At 75.3% G+C, this 5,019-nt stretch carries 4 protein-coding genes; all 4 read right to left on the bottom strand.

Annotation, left to right across the window (positions count from 1 at the left end):
• Positions 1-71: 71 nt before the first annotated feature.
• Positions 72-1,952, bottom strand: a complete 1,881-nt coding sequence (locus tag HCN52_RS11910) for an ATP-binding SpoIIE family protein phosphatase (protein WP_376767119.1) — start codon at positions 1,950-1,952, stop codon at positions 72-74.
• Between the two features lie 142 nt (positions 1,953-2,094).
• Entirely contained in the window at positions 2,095-2,784 is a 690-nt protein-coding gene (gene fomD / locus HCN52_RS11905; RefSeq protein ID WP_168088395.1) for a cytidylyl-2-hydroxypropylphosphonate hydrolase, read from the bottom strand.
• 148 nt (positions 2,785-2,932) lie between these two features.
• Complete coding sequence (locus tag HCN52_RS11900; RefSeq protein WP_168088394.1) at positions 2,933-4,363, bottom strand: class II fumarate hydratase; 1,431 nt, start codon at positions 4,361-4,363, stop codon at positions 2,933-2,935.
• A gap of 74 nt (positions 4,364-4,437) precedes the next feature.
• On the bottom strand, positions 4,438-5,019 hold a 582-nt coding region (locus tag HCN52_RS11895), incomplete at its 5' end, for a class I SAM-dependent methyltransferase (protein WP_168088393.1).

Genomic DNA, 5,019 nt, shown 5'->3' with positions numbered 1-5,019 from the left:
CGCAGCAGGAGGAGACCATCGTGGCCGAACTGGCCGCGGTGCCGGGCCCCGCCGCCCGCGGGGTGCGGCGCTCAGCGCACCGTCATCTCGAACCACACGAGCTTGCCGGTACCCAGCCGGGTCGCTCCCCAGCGGCGTGCCAGCCGCTGCACCAGCACCAGGCCGCGGCCGCCCTCGTCGGCCGGCCCGGCCTGCCGCAGCCGCGGCAGCTGCGGCACGTCGTCGCCGACCTCGCAGCGCAGCGCGTCGGTGCGCAGCAGCCGCAGCGTCACCGGGCGCTCGGCGTACCGCACCGCGTTGGTGACGACCTCACTGACCAGCAGTTCGACCGAGTCCAGCAGGTCCTCCAGCCCCCAGCGGGTGAGGCTGTCCCGGACCTGCCGGCGGGCGAGCCGCACCGAGTCGGCGCGCGGCGGCATGCGCAGCAGCACCACGTCCTCCGGGGCGACCCCCTCGAACTGGGCGGCGAGCAGGGCGACGTCGTCGTCGCGGTCGCCGGGGCCGGCGATGTCGAGGATCTCGTCGCAGAGCGCCTCCAGCGGCGCGGCGGCACCGGGCCGGGTGAGGCGGGCGGTCTCGGTGAGGAGGGCGCGCAGCTGCTCCACGCCGGTGGAGACGTCCCGGCTGCGTGACTCCACCAGGCCGTCGGTGTAGAGGACGAGGGTGGAGCCGGCCGGGGCGGAGACCGTGCAGGTCTCGAAGTCGACACCGCCCACCCCGATGGGGGCGTTCGGTGGCAGGTCGACCAGTTCGGTGGTGCCGTCGACGTGGAGCAGCACGGGCGGCGGGTGCCCGGCACTGGCCGCGGTCAGGGTGTGGGCGACCGGGTCGTAGACGGCGTAGAGACAGGTCGCCATCCGGTCCTCGCCGAGCCGCTGCGCCTGCTCGTCGAGGTGGCGCAGCACCTCCTCGGGCGGCAGGTCGAGCCCGGCGAGCGTCTGCACGGTGGTGCGCAGCTGGCCCATGATCGCGGCGGAGGTCGTGGAGTGGCCCATGACGTCGCCGACGACCAGCGCCATCCGGCTGCCGGGCAGCGGGATGGCGTCGTACCAGTCGCCGCCGACCCGGGCCGACTCGGCGGCGGCGGTGTACCGGTGCGCGAGCCGCACCCCGGTGTGGTGCGGCAGCCGGTCGGGGAGCATGGTGCGCTGCAACTCGTCCGCGATGGACGCCTCGCGGTTGTACAGCACCGCCTTGTCCACGCCGAGGGCGGTGTGAGTGGCGAGCTGGGCGGCGACCTGGAGGTCGTCGGAGGTGTACGCGACGGTGTCCGGCCGGCGCACGAACACGGCGATGCCGTTGACGCGGCGGTGGCCGCGGAGCGGCGCCAGGACGACGCGGTCGCCGTCGGGCAGCTTCTCGGCGCCGGTCAGTTCGTGAAGCGCGTCGCGGGCGGTGTCGCTGTCGGCGAGGACGGGACGGACGTTGCGCAGCGTCTCGGCCAGCGGTCCGGCCGGGGCGTGCTCGACGCGGGTCGCCGCGTCGGCCAGCAGCGGGACCGGGCCGGCGCCGCTGCTCCGCCCCGCCAGCGCCTCGGGGACGCGGTCGGTGCGGCGCAGCCGCAGCACGTAGGGGGTGACGGGCTGTTCCTCACCGACGGGCAGCGGTTCGCGCAGATAGACGAGGATCGCGTCGGCGAAGGTGGGCACGGTGGCCCGGCACAGGCCGAGGATCGTCTCGTCGAGGTCGATGCCGCGCGCGATGCGGCGGGTGGCGGAGCCGACGAACCGCAGCCGCTCGGCGTGGCCGATACCGGCGGCGGGGACCCGGAGGTCGGGGACGGCCCCGGCCGGGTCGTGCGGTGCCCCGCGGCCCTCGGCCGTTCCGGTGCCCTCCGGCGGGCCGGGCGGCGCGGCGGTCTCGGTCCGCGCGTGCGGCATGGACGCGCCCTCCGCACGCTGCGGGGGTTCCGCCGTACGTGCCGCGGGGTGCGGTGTGGTCGGGTCCGTCACGGGGGTTGTCCATCCGTCCAGGTGGGAACTGGCGTGTGGGGCCGGGTTGTTGCGCTGGGAGGATCAGTGGGGCTCGATCCTACGATCGGGACGGGGGTGTCTTTCAAGAGGCTCCCGCACCCTCACTCATTATGGAGAAGCCTCAGCCGGTGCCCGGGACCGTCCCCGGTCGGTCCCAGTCGGGGGGCAGCGCGGGCAGTGTCCAGGCCGCGTCGGGGCGCCAGTGCTCCCAGCCGTCGCGGAACGGCCGGCCCCAGGCGTCGATCAGCGCGACGGCCGCACGGCCCCACTCCTGGACGCGCGCGGCCTGCTCGGTGGTGATGAGCCCGTCGAGCCGCGCCTGGCCGAACTCGTCCTCGTCCCGCCAGGACCAGCGGCGCGCCCGGTCGACGACGATGTCGAGGAAGTAGTCCTCGGAGTCGACCCCACCCGACCAGCGGGCCAGCGGCTCCTCGAGGTTGACGTACCAGTTGCGGAACTGCCAGCCCTCGTCCCAGAACAGCCACACCGACCAGGGTTCGCCGGGCCGCGCCAGCTTCAGCACGCCGGTGCCCTTCCAGCGGTCGCGGGTGACCACTCGCGGCTTGGTGTAGCGGGTCGAGAGGGGTTCGTGGTGGAGGGGGGTGCCGTCGGCGATGAGCGGGCGCACGCACTCGGTCCCGGGCGCGATCCACACCGCGAGCACCTCGGGGGTGTCGCACACCACGGTCATCGGACGGCAGATGTGGATCTGCGCGGAGCCATTGGCCCGGTAGCGCCACAGGATGTGGTCACCGGGCAGCCAGCGACCCGCTGCCGCCCCGGTGCGCTCCTCCGCTCTCGGTGTCGTCATGTGCGGAGCATATGACGACACCTCACCCGGGGTCGCCCTCCGTGACCGGACAGTGATCATCGAGTGGCGGTGGGTGCACGGCCGACGCGCCGGCGGGCGGGCCCCCGGGCGGCGCGTCGGCCCTGGTCGGTCCGCGAACAGCTCCCGGTCAGTCGCCGGTCGGCGGGTGGGTCATCGCCATGAGGTCGAGCGCGGCGTCCAGTTGCTCCTCCGTCAACCGCCCGTCGTCCAGGTACCCCCCGTCGACGACCGCCTGCCGGATGGTGACGCGCTCGGTCAGTGCGTGCTTGGCGACCTTCGCCGCCTCCTCGTAGCCGATGTACCGGTTGAGCGGGGTGACGACGGACGGGGAGGACTCGGCGTACTCACGGCAGCGGTCGGCGTCGGCCGTGATGCCGGTCACGGTGCGGTCGGCGAGCATGGTCGCGGCGTTGCCGAGCAGTCGCACCGACTCCAGCAGGTTGCGGGCCAGCACCGGCAGCATGACGTTCAGTTCGAAGGAGCCGGAGGCCCCGGCGGTGGTGACCGTCACGTCGTTGCCCACGACCTGGGCGCAGACCATCAGGACCGCCTCGGGAACCACCGGATTGACCTTGCCCGGCATGATCGAGGAACCCGGCTGCAGGTCGGGCAGGGCGATCTCGGCCAGCCCGGTCCGCGGCCCGGAGGCCATCCACCGCAGGTCGTTGCAGATCTTGGTCAGCGAGACGGCCACGGTGCGCAGGTGGCCGGAGGTCTCCACCAGCGCGTCCCGGGCGCCCTGCGCCTCGAAGTGGTTGCGGGCCTCGGTCAGCGGCAGCCCGGTGGCCCGCGCCACCTCCGCGACCACCGCGGCGGGGAACCCGGCGGGGGTGTTGATCCCGGTGCCGACCGCGGTGCCGCCCAGCGGCAGTTCGGCGAGGCGGGGCAGCCCGCCGCGCAACCGCTCGACGCCGTACCGGACCTGCGCGGCGTAGCCGCCGAACTCCTGCCCCAGCGTCACGGGCGTGGCGTCCATGAGGTGGGTGCGGCCGGCCTTCACGACGCCCGCGAACTCCTCGCCCTTCCCGGCGAGCGCGTCCGCGAGGTGCTCCAGCGCGGGGATCAGGTCGCGGCTGACGGCCGCGGTGGCCGCGATGTGGATCGAGGAGGGGAAGACGTCGTTCGAGGACTGGCTGGCGTTGACGTGGTCGTTGGGGTGGACCGGCTCGCCGAGCCGCTCGCCGGCGAGGGTGGCGAGCACCTCGTTCATGTTCATGTTGGAGGAGGTCCCGGAGCCGGTCTGGAAGACGTCGACCGGGAACTGGTCGGGCCAGCGCCCGTCGACGACCTCCTGGGCCGCCGCCTCGATGGCGCGGGCCCGCGGCTCGTCCAGCACGCCGAGTTCGGCGTTGACCCGCGCCGCCGCGGCCTTGACCCGGGCCAGCGCCTCCACGTGCGCGGCTTCCAGCCGCAGGCCGGAGACGGGGAAGTTCTGCATCGCGCGCTGCGTCTGCGCACGCCACTTGGCGTCCGCGGGCACCCGCACCTCGCCCATGGAGTCCCGCTCGACCCGGTGGTCGCCGCCGTTGCCCTCGATGTTCCCGCCGGTCCCAGTCATGCTCCCAACGTACCGCCGCGCGGGGGCCGCGGGCGGGGGCGCGACACGCCGGTGCGACCACCGCCGGAGGCGGTTCAGCGGTCGCGGCCGCCGGAGTGCGGCCAGGGCCCGGGGCGCGGGCCGGACCGTCGGCCGGGGGCGCGGTAGACGAGCAGGTAGCGCCAGAGCAGCAGGCGGCGGAGTTCGGCGCCGGGGAGCTCCCGGCGGACGGTCCGGCGGACCTCGGCGAGCGTCGCCGCGGGCTCGACCGTGGGCGGGGACGGAGCAACGGCGGGGCGGCCGCGCTCCCGCGCCCGGGCGCCGGCCCGCGCCAGCGCGTTGTACGGGACGGCGGCGGCGTTCCACAGCAGGTCGGCACCGGCCCTCTCGCGGAAGCAGCCGAGGACGACGAGGACGCCGCCGGGGGCCAGCGCGCCGCGCAGCCGGGCGAGCGTCGGCCCGAAGGGGACGTGGTGCAGGGAGGCGAGCGCGGTGACGACGTCGTACTGGCCGGGGCGCAGCGGTTCGCGGGTGATGTCGGCGACGCGGAAGACGGGCGGCGGGGTCGCCGGCGGCGGGCCGGCGGCCACGGCGGCCGGGAGGTGCGCGCCCTCCCTGGTCAGGGGGACGCGCGGCGGCGCAGTCGGCGGCGGCGGCGCGTGCGCAGGCAGCGGGGC

It is taken from the genome of Streptomyces bohaiensis, from assembly GCF_012033785.1.
Classification (GTDB): domain Bacteria; phylum Actinomycetota; class Actinomycetes; order Streptomycetales; family Streptomycetaceae; genus Streptomyces; species Streptomyces bohaiensis.
The sequence above is the reverse complement of the archived record's forward strand: the minus strand, read 5'-3'. Positions and strand labels throughout refer to the sequence as shown.